Source organism: Lysinibacillus sp. NPDC097868, assembly GCF_044761135.1.
In the GTDB taxonomy this organism is placed as follows: domain Bacteria; phylum Bacillota; class Bacilli; order Bacillales_A; family Planococcaceae; genus Lysinibacillus.
Window position 1 is genome coordinate 1,949,176 of record NZ_JBIWBS010000001.1, and the last position, 18,081, is coordinate 1,967,256.

17 protein-coding genes are annotated in these 18,081 nt (G+C 40.4%); 1 reads left to right on the forward strand and 16 read right to left on the reverse strand.

What is annotated here, in order from left to right:
- Positions 1-57: 57 nt before the first annotated feature.
- The 13 genes from ACIQXJ_RS09665 to ACIQXJ_RS09725 all read right to left on the reverse strand — a co-directional run bounded on the left by ACIQXJ_RS09665 (position 58) and on the right by ACIQXJ_RS09725 (position 13,073).
- Positions 58-492, reverse strand: coding sequence for a GNAT family N-acetyltransferase (locus tag ACIQXJ_RS09665; protein ID WP_403052688.1), 435 nt, complete (start codon positions 490-492; stop codon positions 58-60).
- Between the two features lie 79 nt (positions 493-571).
- Positions 572-1,399: an ABC transporter permease gene (locus tag ACIQXJ_RS09670; protein WP_403052691.1), complete on the reverse strand. Its 828-nt coding sequence runs from the start codon at positions 1,397-1,399 to the stop codon at positions 572-574.
- 12 nt (positions 1,400-1,411) lie between these two features.
- Positions 1,412-2,353, reverse strand: coding sequence for an ABC transporter permease (locus tag ACIQXJ_RS09675; protein WP_403052694.1), 942 nt, complete (start codon positions 2,351-2,353; stop codon positions 1,412-1,414).
- 16 nt (positions 2,354-2,369) lie between these two features.
- Positions 2,370-3,899 carry an ABC transporter substrate-binding protein gene (locus ACIQXJ_RS09680; RefSeq protein ID WP_403054878.1) on the reverse strand — a complete coding sequence of 510 codons (1,530 nt, stop codon included), beginning with the start codon at positions 3,897-3,899 and terminating at the stop codon, positions 2,370-2,372.
- 44 nt (positions 3,900-3,943) lie between these two features.
- Complete coding sequence (locus tag ACIQXJ_RS09685) at positions 3,944-4,915, reverse strand: P1 family peptidase (RefSeq protein WP_403052697.1); 972 nt, start codon at positions 4,913-4,915, stop codon at positions 3,944-3,946.
- Positions 4,916-4,950: 35 nt separating this feature from the next.
- On the reverse strand, positions 4,951-5,925 hold the full coding sequence (locus ACIQXJ_RS09690) for an ABC transporter ATP-binding protein (RefSeq protein ID WP_403052700.1): 975 nt from the start codon (positions 5,923-5,925) through the stop codon (positions 4,951-4,953).
- Positions 5,900-6,928 (reverse strand): ABC transporter ATP-binding protein, encoded by a 1,029-nt coding sequence (locus tag ACIQXJ_RS09695; protein WP_403052703.1) that lies wholly within the window; start codon positions 6,926-6,928, stop codon positions 5,900-5,902. The genes ACIQXJ_RS09690 and ACIQXJ_RS09695 overlap by 26 nt, the downstream gene beginning before the upstream one ends.
- Positions 6,929-6,939: 11 nt before the next feature.
- Positions 6,940-8,400 (reverse strand): aldehyde dehydrogenase family protein, encoded by a 1,461-nt coding sequence (locus ACIQXJ_RS09700; RefSeq protein WP_403052706.1) that lies wholly within the window; start codon positions 8,398-8,400, stop codon positions 6,940-6,942.
- Positions 8,401-8,410: 10 nt separating this feature from the next.
- Positions 8,411-9,157 carry an SDR family NAD(P)-dependent oxidoreductase gene (locus ACIQXJ_RS09705; RefSeq protein WP_403052709.1) on the reverse strand — a complete coding sequence of 249 codons (747 nt, stop codon included), beginning with the start codon at positions 9,155-9,157 and terminating at the stop codon, positions 8,411-8,413.
- Between the two features lies 1 nt (position 9,158).
- On the reverse strand, positions 9,159-10,241 hold the full coding sequence (locus tag ACIQXJ_RS09710) for an isocitrate/isopropylmalate dehydrogenase family protein (RefSeq protein WP_403052712.1): 1,083 nt from the start codon (positions 10,239-10,241) through the stop codon (positions 9,159-9,161).
- Positions 10,241-11,470: a M20 family metallopeptidase gene (locus ACIQXJ_RS09715; protein ID WP_403052715.1), complete on the reverse strand. Its 1,230-nt coding sequence runs from the start codon at positions 11,468-11,470 to the stop codon at positions 10,241-10,243. Before ACIQXJ_RS09715 ends, ACIQXJ_RS09710 begins: the two co-directional genes overlap by 1 nt.
- Before the next feature lie 271 nt (positions 11,471-11,741).
- A complete protein-coding gene (locus ACIQXJ_RS09720; RefSeq protein ID WP_403052718.1) occupies positions 11,742-12,509 on the reverse strand; it encodes a DUF7683 domain-containing protein in 768 nt (255 codons plus the stop codon).
- Positions 12,510-12,656: 147 nt separating this feature from the next.
- The gene (locus ACIQXJ_RS09725; RefSeq protein WP_403052721.1) at positions 12,657-13,073 is read right to left on the reverse strand and encodes an RrF2 family transcriptional regulator; all 417 of its coding nucleotides are present in this window, start codon (positions 13,071-13,073) and stop codon (positions 12,657-12,659) included.
- Between the two features lie 130 nt (positions 13,074-13,203).
- Between ACIQXJ_RS09725 and ACIQXJ_RS09730 the strand changes: the two genes are divergently transcribed.
- The gene (locus tag ACIQXJ_RS09730; protein WP_403052724.1) at positions 13,204-14,163 is read left to right on the forward strand and encodes an alpha/beta hydrolase; all 960 of its coding nucleotides are present in this window, start codon (positions 13,204-13,206) and stop codon (positions 14,161-14,163) included.
- Between the two features lie 218 nt (positions 14,164-14,381).
- Here the strand turns inward: ACIQXJ_RS09730 and ACIQXJ_RS09735 are convergent, their stop codons facing one another.
- From ACIQXJ_RS09735 to ACIQXJ_RS09745, 3 genes are read right to left on the reverse strand one after another with little or no spacing between them, the layout of a single operon-like run.
- Positions 14,382-15,506, reverse strand: coding sequence for a conserved virulence factor C family protein (locus ACIQXJ_RS09735; protein WP_403052727.1), 1,125 nt, complete (start codon positions 15,504-15,506; stop codon positions 14,382-14,384).
- A 12-nt stretch (positions 15,507-15,518) separates the two neighbouring features.
- Entirely contained in the window at positions 15,519-17,405 is a 1,887-nt protein-coding gene (locus tag ACIQXJ_RS09740) for an ABC-F family ATP-binding cassette domain-containing protein (RefSeq protein ID WP_403052730.1), read from the reverse strand.
- Positions 17,405-18,025: an HD domain-containing protein gene (locus tag ACIQXJ_RS09745; RefSeq protein WP_401007860.1), complete on the reverse strand. Its 621-nt coding sequence runs from the start codon at positions 18,023-18,025 to the stop codon at positions 17,405-17,407. Before ACIQXJ_RS09745 ends, ACIQXJ_RS09740 begins: the two co-directional genes overlap by 1 nt.
- Between the last annotated feature and the right edge of the window lie 56 nt (positions 18,026-18,081).

The following is an 18,081-nucleotide window of genomic DNA, read 5'->3' on the forward strand; positions in this document are numbered from 1 at the left end:
AAAATCATTTGAGAAGACCTCTTTTGGTTTCATTAAAATATAGGATAATTTTGTCTATTAGTTAAATTGCTTCTTCATTAAAATATGGGGAATACCTGCGTCCAGATATTCTTCGCCTGTCCGTGTATAACCGAGCTTCTCATAAAAGCCCTCTGCATATACTTGCGCACTTAATTTCGATTTCGTTAAGCCCTTTTCTTGTGCTAATGCTTCTAGCGTTTGAATAATTACTTTTCCTAGCCCATATTTTCGAAATTCCTCTAAAATACAAATTCGCTCAAGCTTCCCATAGCCATCTACAACTCGTAAACGACCTGTGCCAACAGGCTGCGCATTGTAATACACAAGAATGTGATCACATACAGCATCGAGTGCATCATATTCATCGTATTCTTCTGAAGCTGGAATTTGTTGTTCTTCAATAAATACAGCTTTCCGAATAGCAAAAGCTATTTGTAAGTCATTTTCTGTTGTAATAATTGTTGTGTTCATGTATATTGCCCCCTCGTATTTAGCATGCGTAATCTATATAGTATAGAATGTTTTTTATCGCAATGACAATAGCCGTTTTTTATGATTTTGAACGAGGATCCAGGTAATCACGTAAGGCATTGCTCAGCATATACAATCCTAGAACTAACATCGAAATGGCTCCTCCTGGTGCAAATGTATACCAAGACGCTTTCACTAAATAAGCCTGAGAATCTTTTAACATACGTCCCCAGCTAGGATTTGGTGGTTGTACGCCAAGCCCTAAATAACTAAGTGCTGCTTCAGCGAGCATTGCGGTGGCAAAAGTAACCGTTGCTGCCACAATAATTTGTGATGATATATTAGGCAAAATGTGGCGAAACATAATTTTATATGGCTTTACACCAATTAATTTAGCAGCTAGTACATATTCGGCATCACGATGTTGAACAAAACCACTGCGTGCAATTCTAGCGATGGCTGGTATTGCGATAACCCCAAGTGCTATCGCCGTATTGACTACCCCAGGTCCGAAAACAGCTACTAGCATTAAAGCTAAAATAATCCCTGGAAATGCCATTAAAGCATCCATCAAACGCATAAAAATTTCATCTACCCAGCCACCGATGTACCCTGCTATACCACCGATTAAAATACCAAATGTTGAGCCAATAAATACCGTTAATAAGCCGACCGCAAATGCAGTTTGTGTCCCTTTCATCATCCGACTAAAAATATCACGCCCGAATTCGTCTGTCCCAAAGAGATACTTACTACTCGGACTGTGCAATTTTTCGGGTATATTCATCGTATTGACATCATGTGGCGTGTAAATGAAGCTGATGACCATTACAACTAAAAATCCGACTATGACGAGTAGACCAATGATTAAATTTATATTTTTCATGTAGCGCTGTACCATTTTCATTGCATCCACCTCTCATCGTAATCGGATTCTTGGATCTAAAACAGAATATAAAATATCGACGACAAAATTAATAACAACTACTGCAACCGTTATATACATGACAATTCCTTGAACTAACGGAAAATCGCGATTACTTATAGCAGTAATGAGTAACTGACCAACACCTGGCAATGAAAATACTTGCTCTACGATAATTGTCCCTGCCACCACTTCTGCCATAATTAATCCAAAGACCGTTAATATCGGTATCATCGCATTTTTTAAAACATGCTTATACATAACATTTTGCTCCGACATTCCTTTACTGCGTATTGTTCGAACATAATCAAGCTGCATTTGCTCTAAAATAGCAGTTCGCACGTACCGGAAGTTGACAGCAATTTGGGGTATAGCAATTGTTAACGCTGGAAGGACAAGCGTACTTAACGCACCAGATACACTTTGTGTCCAAGGGATATAGCCGCTAATTTTAAAAAAGCTAAATTTCATTCCGACATATAAAATAAGCATCATACCTAGCCAAAATGAAGGAACAGCCATTCCGATTTGTGTCAACGTCGATAATGACACATCGCTCAGCTTATTTTGTCGTCTCGCTGCAAACATGCCAAGCGGCAAGGAAACGAGCAATACAATAGTTAGTGTGAGCAATGCTAATGACATCGTTACAGGAAGTCTATCAAACAATAAATCTTTTACAGGCATTGAGAAACGAATGGAATTGCCTAATTCCCCTGTCAATAATCCCTTCATCCAATCAGCGTATTGTTCATAAAGGGGGCGATCCAAACCAAGCTCAGACCGCAAATTTTCAATTTGTGTAGAATCTGCTTCCGTTCCTAACATTGTTCGAACAGGATCTCCAGGTAAAATTTGAAAAACACCAAATGTTATGATTGACACTAGAAGAATCGTTGTTATTAACAGGATGAATCGACGTATGATATACATCATTTGCAATCATCTCTTTCTAGTTTGAGAATTTTACCTCCGACATATCGTGGAACCAGAATGGATAGCTCTTCAGACCTGTCACTTGCTTATCAGAACCCCACACGATTTGGTAATCCGCCACATAAACGGACACTGCCTGCTCTGCTAAAATTTCTTGTGCGCGTTGGTAGTAGTCGATTTGCTTTGCAGTATCTGTTTCTTTTAACACGTCTGCCATGATTTTGTCGTATTCATCATTCTTAAATAAGAAGAAGTTTTCACTATCATTTGTAGAGATATAGTCATTTAGTATTTCATAGGCAGATGCGCGACCTGTTAAATCAATCGTTGTCATATTATAGTCACGGCCGAAGTACACACGATCAAGCCAAATACCCCATTCCACTACTTCAATTTCTACATCCACGCCAATTTCCTTTAAGTTAGCCGCAACAATTTGCGCTATATTTGAATAAATATCGTTATGTGAGGACACTGTAATTTTTGTTTTAAAGCCGTCTGGATAACCAGCTTCTGCTAATAACGCTTTCGCCTTTTCCACATCAAGCTTGTACATGTCCTCTAAACCTTTCTTTTGATAGTCCCCCATTGCTGGACTCATGTTCGAGCCAAGTGGTACGGCATAGCCTGCAAATACCGAGTCAATAATATCCGATTTACTAATCGCATAGTTCATTGCCTGACGCACTTTCACATTATCAAAAGGCGCTTTCGTTTCATTAAACGTCACGATTAAGGAAGAGTTATTGTTTTGATGCGATAAATGATGACTACTCTCCACTTCATTAACGCGTTGCCAAGGAACACTTGTTAAGTCAACTTCATTTGCCATTAAGCTCATAATGGCTGCTTGATCATCCGATTGGAAGGTAAAGGTTACTTTGTCTAAGTTAGGCAAGCCTTCTTTCCAATAGCTATCATTCTTTTTCAGTACCAAATTTGAACCAGGAGCATATTTTACATAGGCAAATGGGCCAGACCCAATTGGATTTTCATTGTGTTTGCCATCATTACTTTTCGGTATAATTGCTGATTGGCGAGCAGTAAGTGAATATAAGAAATTAGAATTCGGTTCTTTTAACTTGATAACAAAGGTCCTAGCATCTGGTGCTTCGGTAGTCGCCACATTATCAAAGTTATTCGACATTTTTTCTCCACCACTTTTACCCATTAAGCGATCAAAAGAATATTGAATATCTTCTATTGTTAAATCCTCTCCGTTATGAAATTTCACACCTGAACGGATTTTAAATGTATAGGTTAGACCATCCTCCGAAATATCATAGCTTTCAGCAAGCCCTTCTTTTAATGAGCCGTCTGTTTCAGGAGCCATCAGCCCTTCAAAAATATTAAGAATCATCTGGTAGGAAATAGACGCTGTCGCTTTATGCGGATCTAAAAAATCCGGGTCATCATTAATTCGAACAACAATTTCTTGTGGTGCTTCCGTTGGCGCTTGCCCAGTTGTAGTGACTTTATTTGTATCTTTTTTGTCGTTATCATTTGAACATGCGCTAATAATCACCCCTACTAGCAATAACAGCATTAGCAAAAACCACTTTTTAATCGGCTTCAAGTGTTTCTCCCCCTTTATCCTTTATGTTGTTGAATACTTGAATAGCTTTCTACATCTTCTAATTTAGTAGCAGCTTTAACACCAGCAATAATGGCTTCCTCTACGACCTTCGTTGCTAAGTGCCCAAGATAGTCTACTGGATACGATTGATGTCCAGTGCCCAAAACAAAAATCGTATCGCCATCTAGCATTGTATGGACAGGATATATCGTGCGCGCTAATGCATTTTGTGCTAGTTGGGCAATTTTTTTTGCCTCTGCTTTTGTTAACTTTGCGTTCACAGCAACGACGCCAATTGTCGTATTCGTGCCAGACAGGGCCTGTGATTGTCCATGATCTTCTAAATACATACAGCTATCCAGCCATTGACCCGTTTCTCGGTTACGGGCTCCCGCAATCGTTGCTCTTGTATTGGGATCCTTTATATCACCTACTGCATTTACCGCAACAAGTGCTCCTACTACAAGTCCCTCTTTGCCTTCAAGCGAGCTGCTGCCCAATCCTCCTTTCATACAATATTGCGGTCCTGCTAGCTTACCTACTGTAGCGCCATATCCAGCACCTATATTTCCATTTAAAAAAGGTCCAATCGACGCATTTTCCGCTGCCTCATAGCCCATCTGAGCTGTCGGTCTTGTATGTGCATCACCGATAAATAAATCAAACAATACTGCACTAGGTACAATTGGTATTTTTGCAATACCTGCATCTACCCCAACATCTTGCTCCTCTAAGTAATGCATGACACCTGTGGCGGCATCTAAGCCAAATGCACTGCCACCAGCTAAGCATATGCCATGCACTTGCTGAATTTCATTGATTGGATCGAGCGCATCTGTTTCTCGGGTGCCCGGTGCAGAGCCTCTTACATCGACGCCACAAACTGCTCCATTTTCTACTAGAATGACGGTGCATCCCGTTATCCCCTCTTTATTTTCTGCATGACCTACCTTCACACCAGGTACGTCGGTAATATTGCGGAACATCTATACACCACCTTTAAGATTGAATATTCAGATTATTAATCATATAAAAAACATGCTACTTGCTGTTGCGCATTTAGGTGTTGAAGTATAGGTCGTTCTAAACGACACTTCTCCATGACAAATGGACAGCGCGTATGGAATACGCAGCCAATTGGTGGATTCATCGGACTTGGTAGCTCCCCCTGTAATGGCACTACTTGCTTCGGCTCATCAAAATTCACAACCGGAATCGCGGATAGTAATGCCTGTGTATATGGATGGAGAGGATTTGCATACAACTCTTTTTTCGCGCCTAGCTCTACTACTCTCCCTAAATACAGCACTGCAACACGATCACTAATATGTTTAACAACACTTAAATCATGCGAAATGAATAAATACGTTAAATGAAATTCATCCTGTAAATCCATCATTAAATTTAATACTTGTGATTGTATCGAAACATCTAATGCAGAAACAGGCTCATCTGCAATAATAAACTCTGGATTGATAGCAAGTGCGCGAGCGATACCAATTCTTTGTCGTTGCCCACCCGAGAATTCATGGGGAAATTTATACATAGCATCTTCAGGTAAACCAACCTTTTGTAAAAGCTCGCTAACTCGTTTTTTACGTTCCACTTTTGACAACGTTAATTGTAATGCCATCGGTTCCTCTATGATGGATCCAATACGCATCCGTGGATTTAACGATGCGAACGGATCTTGAAATATCATTTGCATTTGGTTGCGATACTTTTGTAAATGGCGTCCCTTCAAATGTTGAATAGGTTGGCCTTTATATAAAATTTCTCCGTCTGTCGGTTCAACGAGCTTTAAAATTGTACGTCCAAATGTGGACTTACCTGAACCTGACTCTCCTACAATTCCAAGTGTCTCACCACTGAAGATTGCAATTGAAATATCATCTACAGCCTTGACGACTTTTTTCTCTTCCTTCATAGATTTTCGTTTCACAGGAAAGTAGGCTTTTAAATGATGAATTTCAAGTAAAACTTCTCTCTCCGTCATGTGTAAGGGCTCCTTCCTCCGTGAATAAATGACATCGTACGCTATGATCATGCTGGATAAGCCTAGTCTGTGGCGTTACTTGACGACAATGTTCCATAACAAATGGACAACGTGGTGCAAAACGACAGCCATCCGGCAGTGCATAGGCTGGTGGCACAGTGCCAGGGATAGAAGGTAATCTAGTCATATCTGTTTCAAGACTAGGCATCGTTTTTAATAAAGCAACTGTATAAGGATGTTTGGGCTGAAGAAAGAGCTCTCGGACAGAAGCCTCTTCCACAATTTGTCCAGCATACATGACCATCACACGATCTGCCGTTTCAGCAACAACACTCATATCGTGTGTAATAAACAAAATGGCTGAGTGCTGTTCTTTTTTCATTTTCATCATTAGCTTTAAGATTTGCGCTTGCACAGTTACATCTAAAGCTGTTGTAGGCTCATCTGCGATTAAGAGTTGTGGATTATTGGACATTGCAATTGCTATCATTACACGCTGTCGCATCCCGCCTGATAACTGATGTGGATATTCTGTTATGATCTTTTCTGCATTGGCAATGCCCACTTCTTTTAATAGCTGTAGTGACATTGCTTTTGCTTGTTTTTTGGATACTTTTTGATGCCTTCGAATCGATTCCATCATTTGATTGCCGATTGTAAAAACAGGATCAAGTGATGTCATCGGCTCTTGAAAAATCATACTCACTTCATTGCCACGTATCATACTCATTTCTTTATTTTTATAATGTAATAGATTTTTTCCATTTAAAATAATGTCACCTTTCGTAATTTCTCCAGGTGGCATCGGAAGCAAGCGCATAATTGACAGTGATGTTATACTCTTGCCACTGCCAGATTCTCCAACAAGTGCAACGGTTTCACCTTTATGAATAACAAAGCTTACATCATCTACTACTTTTGCCTTTTTACCATTTTTCAAATGAAATTGTACATTTAATTGATTAACTTCTAACAACACTTGCTTGTCTTGTGCTTGTTCCACATGCTCCCCTCCTACTCACGGTCGAGATTGGGTGTTGCATAGCGTATCGCAATATTTTTCATTTGTGTATAATTTCTTAAAGCAACAAAGCCCTTTTCCCGACCGATGCCGCTCTTTTTATAACCGCCAAATGGCATTTGAATCCCGCCTGCCGCACCATAATTATTGACGAACACTTGGCCAGCCTTCACCCGACTTGCCACATAATGTGCTGTGTCTAAATCTTTTGACCAAACACCTGCCACTAATCCATAATCGGTACCATTCGCTAGTGCTATCGCTTCCTCCACTGTGGTAAACGTTAATATTGTTAACACAGGACCAAAAATCTCCTCCTGTGCTAATGTAGCATTTGCATCTACACCATCGAGAATGGTCGGTTGAATATAATAGCCTTTTTCATAGCCTTTAATCGTAATGGTTTCGCCACCAGAGATGACATAGCCATTTTCTTTCGCCTGCTGCAGAAGTGTGGAAATCTTCAAGTATTGCCGTTGGTTTAAAAGTGGCCCCATATCAACATCCGCTTCTCCTGGGCCGACCTTCAATGCTTGAAATTTCGTAACTAGCTTTTCGACGAAAGCTTCTTTCACATCTTTTTCAATAAGTAACCGCGCACCCGCAGAACATGTTTGTCCAGCATTTTGGATAATGGCACGGACTACCCCTTCTAGTGCCTGTTCCATCGGCGCATCTGCAAAGACAATATTTGGCGATTTGCCACCAAGTTCTAAAGTGACAGGAACAATGTTTTGAGCCGCTGCCTTCATCACTTCAATACCAGTAGGGACAGAACCAGTAAAAGTTATATGATCAATATCAGTATGTGTCGTTAAAAATGGTCCTACATCTCGACCTAAGCCTGTTATATGCTGAAAAATCCCTTTCGGCAATTTTTCAGCAAACCATTTCGTCATAGCATGCGTCGTCAAAGGCGTATCCTCAGCACTTTTAACAATTACTGCGTTCCCTGTTGCAATAGCTGCGGCAACGCTTCTTGCTGTAATTTGTAAAGGATAGTTCCATGGCACAATATGGACAGTAACCCCAACTGGTTCTAAGACAACCGCATTTAAAATACCGTCTTCGATAGGAATTGTGTCCCCCATAATCTTGTCTGCCGCTCCGCCGTAAAATTCAAAGTAGCGAGCAGCCGCTTCCACATCTGCCCGTGCCTGTGTCAAAGGCTTACCAACATCACGACACTCTAGCAAACTCCATTCTTCGGCATGCATACGAATATAGTGTGCTAATTGTATGAGTAGCTGTCCCCGCTCAAAAGCCTTCACTTGACGCCACTCTTCACTTTCAAAAGCAAACCGAGCTGCACGTACCGCCTCGTCTGCCTGTTCCTTACTAGCATTCTTAATTTGCGCGAGTACTTCACCAGTAGATGGATTTACGACATCTATTAATCCCTTACCATCTCCTTGTACCCACTTACCATTTATGAGCATCGGTATCACTTGCATCGTACCCCTCCTATAAGCCACGACCACCGTCAACATGTAATGTTGTGCCTGTCACCATTGTTGATGCATCTGATAGTAAATAATTTACTGCACCTGCTATATCAGTTGGATCGACTAATCGACCAAGTGGCACTGATTGGATAAAGACATCATGCTTTGTTTGCTCTGCATCTGCACCTTCTGCTGTAAACTGCGCTAGCATCTGTGTATTCGCTGGTCCTGGATGAATTGTATTAACACGAATTTGATGTGATGCAAGCTCAATCGCCAGCCCACGGGTAAAGCTTTCCGCCGCTCCTTTCGAAGCAATGTACGCCTGCAAGCCAGGACGGGGGCGGACTGCGGAAATAGATGCTACCGTCACAATCGAGCCTTTTTTTCGCTCCTTCATATATGGAACAACAGCCTTCGTTGTTATAAATAAACTTTTTACATTTACGTCCATAAGACGATTCCACTCATCCATCGTTACTTGCTCAATTGGTGTTGCAGCTTGTGCAATACCTAGTGCATTGACGAGTCCATCAATTTGACCATATTTCGTGAAAACTTCTTTGGTAATCGCCTGAATACTTTCTTCCTGTAGAACATTGACCTCGTACGTTTGTAAAGATTCATGCGCTAGGTTAGTCAGTGAGGCAACTGATAAATCGATACCGATTACAATATTTCCTTGCTCAAGCTGCCCTTGTATGATCGCTTTTCCCATACCACCACCAGCACCTGTCACAATAAGTACTTGCTGTGCTACCGCCATCTTACACACCCCCTGCTGTTTGTCTTATATTTACAAGCGCCTGACAAATGGCATCGCCCATTTGTGAGGTTGTCGCTTGTCCCCCAATATCCGCCGTTTTTACAGCACCTTCTTTTAGTACGGCTTCAATCGCTGAAACAACTCGTTTTTCTGCGTCTGCTCTACCAACATGCCCAAGCAATAATCCAAGAGACCAAATTTGTGCAATCGGATTGGCAATCCCTTTCCCTGTAATATTGGGTGCAGAACCATGCACTGGTTCGAACATCGATGGAAACTCCTTTTCAGGATTTAAATTTGCCGAAGGAGACAGCCCAAGTCCCCCGACAATCGCTGACCCTAAATCCGATAAAATATCACCAAATAAATTGGATGCCACAACAACTTCAAAATCTTGAGGACGCTCTACAAAATAAGCGACTAATGCATCAATATAAATTGATTCTAGCGTTAATATTGGCGAGGCTTTTTCCACAATATGTTTCGTATGCTCATCCCAAAATTTCATGGAATGAATAATAGCATTTGATTTTGTAGCACTTGTAATTTTCGACTTACCATATTTACATGCATAGTCACAGGCTGCTTGTACGATTTTTTCAACGCCGAGCCGTGTCATAATCGTATTTTGAATAGCCATTTCCTGTGGCTGATTATGATAAATATGGCCACCGCTATTGGAATATTCACCTTCTGTATTTTCACGAAAAATAACCATATCTATATCCCTGCCATTTACGAGTGGTGACGCAATACCTTGTAGCGATTTAACCGGCCTGAAATTTACATATTGCTGGAATTGTTTGCGTATGGGCATAATGAATTCCCATACTGTAACATCATCTGGTACACGAGCATCACCGATTGCACCGAATAAAATTGCATCATAGTTCCTTAATATTGTAAGTGCATCTTTTGGCATCATAGTGCCATGTTGTACGTAATAATCCGAGCTCCACGGAAAAATGGTCGTTTCAATTTGTAAAGATGGGTCATCTTGCTGAAGTTGGTCAAGCACTTTTAACGCTTCCACCATTACTTCCTTGCCTATACCATCTCCAGGAATAACAGCGATTTTGACCATTACACTTCACCTGCTAAAAACTTCAATGCTGCTAAACGATATATGGCAGTAGTTTCGGCAAGCTCTTCGATGTCAACATACTCATCGATTTGATGTGGTATTTCTCGATCGCCTGCTCCTACTGTTACAATTGGTACACCATGCACATGGAGGAAAGTTCCGTCTGTTGCACCTGGGACACCGTTATAAATCGGCTCTTTTTGCGTCACTTCTGCCACTGCCTCGTAAATAGCTTGTACAACGGGCTCTTCTTTCGCAGTAGCTGTTGCAGGGCGGTTATCAAGTACAGTAAGCTCTACTTTAAAGTCTGGATCATCTGCTTGCAGTCGTTGAATAATGGCATCAATTTTCCCAAGTAATTCATCATGATCCTGCGCTGGTACGGTGCGAATATCAAGTGTCGTCATACAATGATCAGGAATGACATTAATTTGCGCATCCCCTTTCACAGGAGCACGTAATATCGTTGGTGTAATCGATGGCCAGTTGAGCATTGGGTCTTTCCCTAATCGTGCCTGCTCTTCTTGTTCTAACTTTTCAAGCTCGACGATCAAACGTGCCATCCGCCAATTCGGATTAATACCACTCCAAGAAATCGCGCCATGTGCCATTTTGCCGAAAATATCGACCTGTAATCGAATGGCGCCACGCTGTGCAATGCACACATTGTTTTCTTGCGGCTCACAAATAATGGCCCCATCTACGCCATCTGCCCAGCCATTGCGGATAAAATGTTTAATGCCAAGCATTAGCCCCTCTTCATCACACGGGATGCATAACATGATTTTGCCTGTAAATTCCTCACCGTCTAGTAACAATGACTGACAAGCAGTAATCATACATGCGAGATTCCCTTTTGTATCATTTGTGCCCCGACCATACATACGCCCATCAATAATTTCCGCGCCGAACGGATCATATGTCCATGCCTCACGATTGCCCTCCGTGACGACATCTGTATGTCCTTCAAATAGTAGGGTTTTCCCTGGCTTCCCCGAATCAATAATGCCAATGACATTTGGTCTTCCAGGTACAACTTCTTCCACAAACGTTTCAATACCGATAGCTCGTAAATATTGCGCCACGTAATTGGCTACTTCCTGTTCATTGCCATGAGGATCATGTTCGCGATAAACACTTTCGATCCGAACGAGCTTTTGTGTTAATGCAATGACCGTTTCTCGATCACGTTTATACGTTTCCGTTGTCTTTATAGTTGGTTCTAGCATTTAGGAAGCCCCCTTTATATTAGTAAAAAATTTACAAATCATATTTTCATATTGTATATTTACTAATATATTGGTTAAATTGATAATCATTCATAGAATCCCATGAAGTTTTTTGCTACTATCCATATGGAAAAATAAGGTGTAACGATGGCAATCTACAAAAAAAGACGTCGCCCAAATAGAAAACACTCACCCAAACGCTGTGAGCTCAACGTTTTGGGTGAGTGTTTTGCTTGTTTATAATTTACGGATTTGAAAACCTACTATTTACTTAACTCCCAGCTAATAAATAGTACTCATACTTAGTAAAGTCCATTTTATGCTTGATTTTCTTTTGGAAAAACTCCGCATTGTCCTCTGTAATTTTGTATGAACCTGTAACTGGATGAATTGAAGAGAGTTGAAAAATATTTTGTAACTCCTCTAAAGACATATCTTTCAATATTTCACTATCTTCTATTATTGTTTCTCCAGGAAAGCTCCATGCCACTTCTCGAATAACATTTTTTTCAGAAAGATAATACGGCGATATCATTTGTTCTACAAAAAGTCTCTGCTCGCTCGCAAATTGTATCGCTTCCTGTTGTATGCTATTAGCACCAATAAATAGGTAATAGTCATCACCGAACTGGACAAAGAAATCCTCGGTAATCAGTTGAAAATAAATATAATCTCTCAGCGCCATTTTACAGACAATCGGAATTTCATCAATCGTTACTAGCATATCTTCTGCCAATGGAATTGTATCAAACGATGGGTCATATAAAGGCGAAGTTTTATCCACGTTACTCAAACCATACGTCTCAAGATGAATCAGTCGTACGTTCTCAATTTGATAAACCTCAAGAAATTTCATCACCGTATCGACATATGCTTTCTCGACCTGTAAATAGTCGTCTAACGTTAATATTTCTCCAAGAAAAGATTTTCCAATTTCTGAAGCACTTGTCCACTCATCCCTCAAATAATGTCCTTCTGCATTTCGATAAGCAGGATTATATTTAGTAATACGCCATTGAAAGCCGATTTCTCTATGCACAGATAGATGCACCTCCATTTTTAAAATATTAATTAGATTTTATCAAAAACTAATCACCAATTCTTTTAAAAACAGCATCATAAGTACCTAATTTAATAGTGTTATTTTTAAAATATTCTACCTTGTCGGTCCCTGCTCGCCTACACCCTATTTACTTCTGTTATCCAAAATATCCTGAACCGTATAATCTGCTAGCACAGATTGAAACGTTTTTTCCGCTTTCGCAATAATCATTGAAATAAAACGTTCTGAACCGGTAGATGGTACTGACCAATAAGGTGTTTCACTATCATTTCCTAACACGATATAAATATCTTGCATCGTAATTTGCGCTGGTGCTTTATTGAGACAATAGCCACCGTAACGGCCACTATGCGCCTGTACATAGTCATGTTCTGCAAGCTTCGCAAGCATTTTCCTAACGAAGGTAGCATCCTCCCCTAGCTTCTCCGCAATAACATTACTTTTTTGTAGTTCATTCGATTCCGCCATTAGGACGATTGCTCGCAATGCTACATGGAACCATTTTGGCCCCAGATCACCCGATTGGATAAGTAGCTGCATTGTCATTCCCCCAATTTTCAAAATACTCTATTTTTAATTTGACTTCTCTTATTCATTGTACTATATTTTAATTGTGATATTTTAATCACAATTAAAATGATAGCGTTTTCAAAATAAGGAGGGCATGCAATTGGAAAAACGAGTACATCCTGAGTTAACAACGTTCTTATCAGCTATGCAGGGATTAAATTTAACAAGAGAGAATATTGCTGAATCACGTAATGTCATGAATGAAGCGCTTGGCAGCGAAGAAGTGAAAATGGAAAACGTTACAACGACAGAACGCTTTATTACTAGTCCTAACGGAGCACCAGATGTACGTATTCGAATTTATGAACCAACTGAAAAATATGGCACGTTGCCTGCTATTCTGTATATCCATGGCGGCGGTTTTATCATTGGGTCTATCGAAATGTTTGATGCAAGTTGTCAGATGCTTGTTTCACAATTAGATTGTATGGTCGTTTCTGTTGGCTATCGCTTAGCACCCGAGCATCCTTACCCTGCTGGTGTAGAAGATTGCTATACTGCACTTGAATGGGTAGCGGCAAATGCTGATGAATTAGGCATTGATTTAACACGACTTGCTGTCCATGGTGCAAGTGCTGGAGGCGGATTAACGGCCGCGGTTTCCCTCTTAGCTCGGGATCGAAAAGGACCTAAAATCGCTTTCCAAATGCCACTGTATCCAATGATTGATAATCGTTGTATTTTACCTTCAAATGATGAAATTACAGATGCTCGAGTATGGAATGGTCCACAAAATCACCTAGCATGGGAAATGTATTTAGGGGCTCAATATGCTGATGATGCGCCTATTTATGCGGCTCCTTTGCATGCAGAGGATTATAGCGATCTACCTCCTACATATACATTTATAGGAGATTTAGATCCATTCCGTGATGAAACAATAGATTATATTGCGAGACTGACAAAGGCGGGTGTACCGACCGAATTCCATCTATATCCAGGTTGCTTCCATGGCTTTGAACACATGGTCCCTCAAGCAGAAATCAGTCAACGAGCAATTGAAAATTATATGCATGCCTTTAAAAAAGCTTTTGAAAAAGCGGCTTCACCTACTACTTAAAAAGAGCAACTAGAACCTACGAGAAAACCATTTCCCAAGCCCTGTCTTGATAATTTATCGGCGATTTCTATAGTTTTAATGGCGATTTCTATAGTTTTAATGGCGATTTCCGATGTCTTAGTGGCGATTCTATTGGTTTTAATGGCGATTCTCACGGTTCTAGCAGCGAAAAATACAACAAGAGCATCTACGTTTAGATGCTCTTGCGTTGTTTGCTTCTATTGCTGACGTGATTCCGTCATTTGTTTCCATACCGAGCCTTTTGCTTCCTCGCCTTGTTCGATACGGGCGATGGCCATTTTTACTTGAAGCTTCACTTCAAACTCTTTATCATCTTCAGCTGCCTTTAACGCTTGTAATGATTGCTCTGTTCCTACTTCATATAAATACATCGCTGCGCGCCAACGAACAAGTTTATTTTTATCTTGTAGTGCTTGTTGCATTGCCTCTTCAAACTCCACAAAACCAAGGTCACTCATACAATCTCCCGCCGTACGACGCACCGCAGCACTTTTATCGTGCAATGCTTTTTCTAAATATGGTACAACCGCCACATCCTCAATCATGCCCAAGTAGACTGTTGCAAGACGGCGAATAGACATTTGTTCATCTTGCAGCGCTAAATCTAAAAGTGGCAAGTCATCTAGCTCTGGATCCGCCATTTGGTCAAGTAATTGGAAACGTTTTTCCCATTCTGGCTGTTGGAACTGCTCCACCGTTATTTTTAGTTTAGCAGGCTTTTGGTAAACCTTTTCTGTATCATTAATCGTTGCCACAATGTCAGCTAAACGTTGTGCAGAATAAGTTACATCAATTTCCTGTTTGACCGCTTCAGCAATTTCCTCAAGCTCGCCATAACGAACACCGTAGTCAATCCATTTACGTTGGAAGATATAGTTTTCATCGACATCTGTTTCAATAATTTTATTGAAAGCATCGACAAAGCGTTCACCACAGCTTACACGGTATTCGCGTTGATTATCGAATACCTTTACTTGCAGTGGGACCTGCTTGTAAAACTGTACATGGACATAAACTTCACCGTAAAATTCATTGGCAATTTGTATATCACTAGCTTCCGTTACATCCTCGCCTAATACTTGTCGAATGCTCGATAAAATACTTTCCCATGCGTATTTTGCATTACGCTCAACTGCGAAGAAATCTGCTACATGATAAACACCTTTAACCCCCTCAATGGCTAAAATTGCTGCCGCTTCACCAGTAGCTTCGTCTTTATTGTCCTTTGTAAAGTTAAAGCTTTTGCCAAACGGTAACTCCGTATCGACGATAATCTTCATAGAATTGGGACTTGGTGTCGGCTCAATTGTAATAATTTTCATGTTATACGCTCCTTATCCGTTTACAATTTCATCTAAGTACGACCATCTTTCTATTAAATGCTCATATTTTGCATTCAGCTCATCTAGTTTAGCCGTTAACTCCTGTAATTTAGTAAAGTCAGCGCCAGCGCTGGCAATACCTTCTTCTGTTTCCATAATTGCCGTCTCTGTTTTTTCTATATCATCTGCAATGGTTTCCCATTCTTTTTGTTCTTTAAATGATAGTTTTTTCTTATCTGATTTTGGCTTCTCTATCTTTTGCTTGTCGGCTTTCGGTGCTTCCACTTTCACAGACGTTTCCTGCTCCCGCTTCTGTAAATAATCACTATAAACATCAAGTGACTCATCTACATGTCCTTGTCCGTCTAAAACCCATAGTTTTTTAGCAATACGATCGAGGAAGAAGCGATCGTGGGAAATAGTAATAACGACACCTGGGAAATGTTCAATAAAGTCCTCTAATACCCCAAGTGTTTCAATATCTAAGTCATTGGTTGGCTCATCCAGTAATAGCACATTCGGTTGCTCCATTAATAATCTTAATAAGTGCAGACGCTTGCGTTCTCCACCGGATAACTTACCAATCGGCGTACCATGTGCATGTAGTGGAAATAAAAAACGCTCCAACATTTGCGCAGCAGAATAGCGTACACCTTCTGCATCCGTAATATCATTTGACGCTTCACGAATATATTCAATCATGCGCTCATTTTCATTCATCTTGGGTAATGTTTGTTTAAAATGTGCAAGTTTTACAGTAGAACCGACATGAATTTCTCCTTTGTCTGGCGACAGTTCACCAGCAAGCATGTTGAGTAAAGTTGACTTTCCAACGCCATTGGCACCAATTATACCGATTCGATCGCCCTGTTGCAGTAAAAACGTAAAATGCTCTACTATTTTTTGCGAACCGAAAGCCTTTGATATATTTTCAGCCTCTAATACTTTTCGTCCAAGTCGCGTTGTTGCTAAGCCCAGTTCAAGAGAAACATCATCTGACTTGCGCTCTAAGTTATCTTCTAGCTGTTCGAAGCGCTGAATACGTGCCTTTTGCTTTGTTGAGCGTGCCTTCGCACCTCGGCGAATCCATTTTAACTCTGAACGATAACGATTGCGATCTTTTTGGGCTGAAGCAGCAGCCATTTCCTCGCGAATTGCACGTGCTTCTAAAAAGTCTCCATAATTCCCTGTGTGGCGATATAGCGTTTGGTCTGCTATTTCGTAAATATGCGTCGACAATTCATCTAAGAAATAACGATCATGGGTAATGAAAATAACAGCACCCTTTAAGCGTAACACCATTTCCTGTAGCCATTCTGTTGACTGAACATCTAAATGGTTGGTCGGCTCATCTAATAAATAAAGATCTGCTGGTTCAATTAACACTTTAGCTAACGCTACCCGTTTTTGTTGACCACCTGACAGCGTTAAAACTTCCTTATCAAACATTTCAATGCCAAGCTTTGTCAGCGCAGTTTTAGCAAGTGCATTGACATCCCAAGCTTGCTCCTCGTCCATGCGCTGCTGTAAGCTAAACAATGTTTTTTGTAAGCTTTCTGATGTTGGATTTAACGCGAGGGCTGCAACAATTTCTTCATATTGACGGTTAAGTTGTAAAACGGGAGAATCACCGGCAAACACTGCCTGTAGTACTGTTTCGCCACTATTAAATGTAGGTTCTTGCGGTAAATAAGCAACACGATATTTATTTGGGCGATCCATCTCTATTGCATCCGCTTCGATTTGACCGGCTAAAATAGATAACAATGTCGATTTCCCTGTTCCGTTAATGCCAATTAGACCCGCACGTTCCCCTTCATATATTGTAAATTCAATATTTTGAAAGAGCGTTTTATCGCCCACTGTCTTCGTTAAATTTTGTACGATTAAATGACTCATTATGCTTTTCCATCTCTTTCATTTTGTAATTGCTCTAAAAAGCATACCATAAATTGATGGCGTTCATTAGCCATTTGCTTGCCTTTATCGGTCGTCATTAAATCTTTTAATAATAAAAGCTTCTCGTAAAAATGAGTAACGGACGATGTATTTTTACTACGATAATCTTCCTCAGACATTGTCGTTCTTGCTTCCTCTGTGTCATCATACAATTTCCGACCTTTGGCACCACCATAAGCAAATGTCCGCGCAATTCCAATCGCTCCAATTGCATCTAAACGATCAGCATCCCGTACAATTTTCGCTTCAATAGAAGTTGCCTCTAGCTCATTGCCACCATTAAATGACACTTGTGCGATACAATCACGAATATGTTGTTTTTTAGCTTCACTTATTTTCAATTCATGAATCAACTTGTCTTCTTGCTCTTTACTATCTGTATACTTTTTATCACTTACATCGTGCAAAAGCACCGCCATTTTCACAACGTCTGCATCTGCTTTAGGCTCTGTATGTAAAATCGCTAACGCATTTTGGTAAACGCGCTCAATATGTTGAAAGTCATGACTCGCATCAAATTGCTCATATATGCTACGTACCTTGTTCTTTAACTCATTCATATTATTAATCAGTCCTTTCTCTTTGCCTATTATACTGTATTGCTATGGGAAGTTGG

What these genes read in the sequence shown, in the direction of transcription:
- ACIQXJ_RS09690 (WP_403052700.1), bottom strand. Translation starts at nt 5,925, where the DNA reads ATGACGGAGAGAGAAGTTTTACTTGAAATTCATCATTTAAAAGCCTAC.
- ACIQXJ_RS09715 (WP_403052715.1), bottom strand. Translation starts at nt 11,470, where the DNA reads ATGCTAGAACCAACTATAAAGACAACGGAAACGTATAAACGTGATCGA.
- ACIQXJ_RS09665 (WP_403052688.1), bottom strand. Translation starts at nt 492, where the DNA reads ATGAACACAACAATTATTACAACAGAAAATGACTTACAAATAGCTTTT.
- ACIQXJ_RS09670 (WP_403052691.1), bottom strand. Translation starts at nt 1,399, where the DNA reads ATGAAAATGGTACAGCGCTACATGAAAAATATAAATTTAATCATTGGT.
- ACIQXJ_RS09700 (WP_403052706.1), bottom strand. Translation starts at nt 8,400, where the DNA reads ATGCAAGTGATACCGATGCTCATAAATGGTAAGTGGGTACAAGGAGAT.
- ACIQXJ_RS09710 (WP_403052712.1), bottom strand. Translation starts at nt 10,241, where the DNA reads ATGGTCAAAATCGCTGTTATTCCTGGAGATGGTATAGGCAAGGAAGTA.
- ACIQXJ_RS09735 (WP_403052727.1), bottom strand. Translation starts at nt 15,506, where the DNA reads ATGAAAATTATTACAATTGAGCCGACACCAAGTCCCAATTCTATGAAG.
- ACIQXJ_RS09705 (WP_403052709.1), bottom strand. Translation starts at nt 9,157, where the DNA reads ATGGCGGTAGCACAGCAAGTACTTATTGTGACAGGTGCTGGTGGTGGT.
- ACIQXJ_RS09675 (WP_403052694.1), bottom strand. Translation starts at nt 2,353, where the DNA reads ATGATGTATATCATACGTCGATTCATCCTGTTAATAACAACGATTCTT.
- ACIQXJ_RS09685 (WP_403052697.1), bottom strand. Translation starts at nt 4,915, where the DNA reads ATGTTCCGCAATATTACCGACGTACCTGGTGTGAAGGTAGGTCATGCA.
- ACIQXJ_RS09745 (WP_401007860.1), bottom strand. Translation starts at nt 18,025, where the DNA reads ATGAATGAGTTAAAGAACAAGGTACGTAGCATATATGAGCAATTTGAT.
- ACIQXJ_RS09740 (WP_403052730.1), bottom strand. Translation starts at nt 17,405, where the DNA reads ATGAGTCATTTAATCGTACAAAATTTAACGAAGACAGTGGGCGATAAA.
- ACIQXJ_RS09725 (WP_403052721.1), bottom strand. Translation starts at nt 13,073, where the DNA reads ATGCAGCTACTTATCCAATCGGGTGATCTGGGGCCAAAATGGTTCCAT.
- ACIQXJ_RS09680 (WP_403054878.1), bottom strand. Translation starts at nt 3,899, where the DNA reads ATGCTGTTATTGCTAGTAGGGGTGATTATTAGCGCATGTTCAAATGAT.